The organism is Pseudomonas sp. CM25, assembly GCF_013179705.1.
Taxonomy (GTDB): domain Bacteria; phylum Pseudomonadota; class Gammaproteobacteria; order Pseudomonadales; family Pseudomonadaceae; genus Aquipseudomonas.
Genome location: NZ_JABMCW010000686.1, coordinates 1 through 921, shown reverse-complemented (window position 1 = coordinate 921; position 921 = coordinate 1). Strand labels below are relative to the sequence as shown.

The 921-nt window shown below is 62.8% G+C and carries 1 protein-coding gene and 1 pseudogene; both read left to right on the top strand.

The annotated features are described in order from the left end of the window. A partial coding sequence (locus HP546_RS30705) for a bifunctional diguanylate cyclase/phosphodiesterase (protein ID WP_172233759.1) occupies positions 1-682 on the top strand: 682 nt, incomplete at its 5' end. Between the two features lie 155 nt (positions 683-837). After that, positions 838-921, top strand: a pseudogene (locus HP546_RS30700) (peptide-methionine (S)-S-oxide reductase); the annotation flags it as partial.

Sequence of the window (921 nt, the reverse complement as noted above, 5' to 3'; positions counted from 1 at the left end):
CCTGGAAGCGCTGTTGCGCTGGAACCACCCCGAGCGCGGCATGATCCGCCCGGACCAGTTCATCAGCGTGGCCGAGGAAACCGGCCTGATCATCCCCATCGGCAAATGGGTGGTGCGCCAGGCGTGCTGCATGAGCCAGCAACTGCGCAAAGCCGGCCTGGGCAACCTGCACGTGGCCATCAACCTGTCGCCCAAGCAGTTCTCCGACCCGGACCTGGTGGCGTCGATCAGCACCATCCTCAAGGAAGAAGCCCTGCCCCCGCACCTGCTGGAGCTGGAGCTGACCGAAGGCCTGCTGCTGGAAGCCAGTGAAGACACCCACCGCCAGCTGGACGAGTTGAAAGCCCTGGGGCTGACCCTGGCCATGGATGACTTCGGCACCGGTTATTCGTCGCTGAGCTACCTGAAGAAGTTTCCGATCGACATCCTCAAGATCGACCGCAGCTTCATCAACGAAATCCCGGACAACCAGGACGACATGGAAATCACCTCGGCCGTGGTGGCCATGGCGCACAACCTGAAGCTGAAGGTGGTGGCCGAGGGCATCGAGACGCCGGCGCAGCTGGCATTCTTGCGCCGGCACCGCTGCGACGTGGGCCAGGGGTACCTGTTCGACCGGCCGATTCCGGGGCGCGAGCTGGCCGAGCGGTTGAAGCGTTATCCGCGTGGACCGGTGGCCTGACCTCGGGCAATATGGAAACCATTCGGGCCCTCTCGCGGGTAAACCCGCTCCCACCGGTATTGCACCACCTTCAGAATCTGTGGATTACCTGTGGGAGCGGGTTCACCCGCGAAGGCCCCAACCCTATCCAACTGAATAACCACAGAGGAACGGCCATGGTCCTGCGTTCGGAAATCCTGGTGAACAAAAACGTCCTGCCTACTGCGGAACAGGCCCTGCCTGGCCGCGAAACGCCAATG